This is a genomic window from Streptomyces sp. MB09-02B, from assembly GCF_033794485.1.
In the GTDB taxonomy this organism is placed as follows: domain Bacteria; phylum Actinomycetota; class Actinomycetes; order Streptomycetales; family Streptomycetaceae; genus Streptomyces.
In genome coordinates this window covers 1-2,779 of sequence record NZ_JARGEE010000701.1, presented here as the reverse complement: position 1 = coordinate 2,779, position 2,779 = coordinate 1, and the positions used below count along the sequence as shown (strand labels likewise).

Annotated in this window: 1 protein-coding gene; it reads right to left on the bottom strand. The window is 76.6% G+C overall.

The features are described 5' to 3' along the window. Positions 1 to 2,779 (bottom strand): type I polyketide synthase (locus P1P70_RS43025; RefSeq protein ID WP_319247709.1); only part of this gene is annotated, 2,779 nt, incomplete at both ends.

Here is a 2,779-nt window from a genome sequence, read left to right as displayed (position 1 = left end):
GTACGGGGGGACGGGGACCCGTCGGTGTGCCGTGCTCCGGGCCGGGGACGTCGGGGACAGCGGGGCTCCCAGGGCCCAGAGCCGGCCGACGGTTTCGAGCAGGGCGCCCGCTCCCCCCGCCGGCCCTTCGCCGATCGCCAGGGCGGGCAGGACCGTCACCTCGGCGGGTGCGGCGGCGGGATGGGCGGCGGTGACCGCGTGGACCGGGCCGGAGAGGGTGGCGCCGGGGCCGAGTTCGACGAACGTGTCGTAGCCCTCGTCGAGGAGCCGGGCGACCGCGGGGCCGAAGCGGACGGGGCGGACCGCGTGATCGCGCCAGTAGCCGGAGCCGGGGGTCAGGTCGGGGGCCCAGTGACCGGTGACCGTGCTCAGCATCGGAACGGTGGCCGGGTGCACGGTCAGGGCCTTCGCCGCGTTGTGGAGGCGGTCGAGCACGGGGTTCAGCACGGGGGAGTGGAAGGCGTGGGAGACGCGGAGGCGCCGGGCTGCCACACCACGGGCGGTGAGCGCCGCGACCGCTCGGTCGACTGCCTCCGCCGCACCCGACAGCACGACCTGCGTGGGTGAGTTGACGGCGGCCACGGTGAGCGTGCCGTCGGAGTCGGCGACCAGGGCGGCGACGGTCTCCTCGTCCCCCCGCACGGCCGCCATGGCGCCCGGCGTGGTGAGTCCGCCCATCAGGCGACCGCGTTCGGCGGCGAAACCGACCGCCTCGGCCAGGGGAAGGGACCCGGCGACGCACGCGGCGGTGATCTCGCCGACGCTGTGCCCGACGACCGCGTCCGGCGCCACGCCCCAGGCGGCCAACTGCCCGGCCAACGCCACCCCGAACGCGACCAGCAGCGGCTGCGCCACCTCCGTCCGGGCCAGGGCCTCGGGTTCGGCGTCCTCGTCCAGACACCAGGCGGCCAGGCTCCGCCCCAGCACCGGCCCCGTGAGGGAGGAGGCCTCCTCCAGAAGGTCCCGGAACACGGGCGCCGAGTGCCACAACTCTCGCCCGGAGCCCACCTGTTGGGATCCCTGGCCGGGCATGACGAACACGGTCCGCAGGCGCCCCCGGACGAGTCCCGTCACGGCGCGACCCGGACGGACCGCGGTGCCCTCGCGACCGGGGCCTCCCGAACCACCCCTTCCGTCGGCACGTTGCCCGTCCCCAGCGCCTTGCCCGTCCCCAGCATCTTGCCCTTCCCGAGCGCCTTGCCCGTCCCCGGCGCCTTCCGGGCCGTGGCCCCACGCGCGCCCGACCTCTTCGAGCCGCTCGGCGAGGCTTCCGTCCGCCACCACGGCCAACCGGTGCGGTGCTTCGTCGCGGGCGCTGTTGACGGTGGCGCACACGTCGCCCTCGTCCAGTTCGGGGTGGGCCCGCAGATGCGCGGCCAACTCGGCGGCCGCGGCCCGCAGACCACCCTCGCTCCGCGCGGACAGCGTCAGCAGGTGCGGGCCGTCGGCGATCGGCGTCGCCTGGTCGGTCGGGGGCCCCTGACCGGCCGGAGTCCGTGGGGCCGTGGGGGCTGCGTCGGGTGCGTCGGGTGCATCGGGTGCTTCGGCGGACGTCGGATCCGTCGCCGCCCTCGCCGGTCGGTACCGGTCCCCCGACTCCTCGGGCCGGTACCGGTCCCCCGACTCCTCGGGCCGGTACCGGCCCTTCGGCGCCTCCTCCAGGATCGCGTGCGCGTTGGTGCCGCCGAAGCCGAAGGAGTTGACCCCGGCGGTCAGGGGGCGGCCGTCCGGGCTGGTCCACTCCTCCCGTTCGGTCACGAGGCGGAACCCGGGGGCGGTGTCGGCGAGGAACGAGGCGGGCGAGGTGACATGGAGGGAGGGCGGGAGCCGACGGTGACGGAGCGCGAGGACGACCTTGACCAGCGCGGGCATCCCGGCCGCGTTGAGCAGGTGCCCGACGTTCGTCTTCACCGAGCCGAGCCCTCGTGGGACCCCGTCGGCGCGGGGCGGGAAGACCTGCCCGAGCGACCGCGCCTCGACCGGGTCACCGATCGGCGTACCCGTGCCGTGCGCCTCCACGTACGACACGTCGGCCGGGTCGGCACCGCACTCCTCGTACGCCCGGCCGATCACCTCGCGCTGGCCGCGCGGGGTCGGCGCGAGGAGGCCGAGCGAGCGGCCGTCGTTGTTCACGGCCGTGCCGCGTACGAGGGCGAGGACCGGGTCGTCGGCGGTGCGGGCGTCGTCGAGGCGGGCGAGGACCAGCATCGCGCCGCCCTCCCCCGGGACGAATCCGTCCGCGTCGGCGCCGAACGCGCGGCACCGTCCCGTCGGCGACAACGCGCCCGTCGCCGCGAGGAGGCGGTGGCCGGTCGGCGTCAGGCCCAGGTTGACGCCGCCGACCACGGCGAGGTCGCACTCGCCGGACAGCAGGCTCCGCCGGGCCAGGTGCAGGGCGACGAGGGCGGACGAGCAGGCCGTGTCGACGGCGAGCGCGGGGCCGGTGAGGTCGAGTACCTGGGAGACACGGGCGGCGATCAGGCTGGGCAGGTTGCCGGTGAGGGCGGCCGGATGGCGGGCGAGGTCCCCGTCGGCGGCCTCGGCGAGGACCTCGCGGTACCCGCTGTCGCCGGCCGCCGCGAAGACCCCGACCCGGCGGCCGGCCCGCCGGGGCCCCGCGTACCCGGCGCGCTCCAACGCCTCGTGCGCCAGCTCCAGAAAGATGCGCGCCTGCGGATCGGTGGCCCGGGCCTCCGCGTCGTCCATCCCGAAGAACCGGGCGTCGAAGCCCCCGGGATCGCCACACCAACGCCCCCGGCCCCCCCCCCCCCGGGGGGGG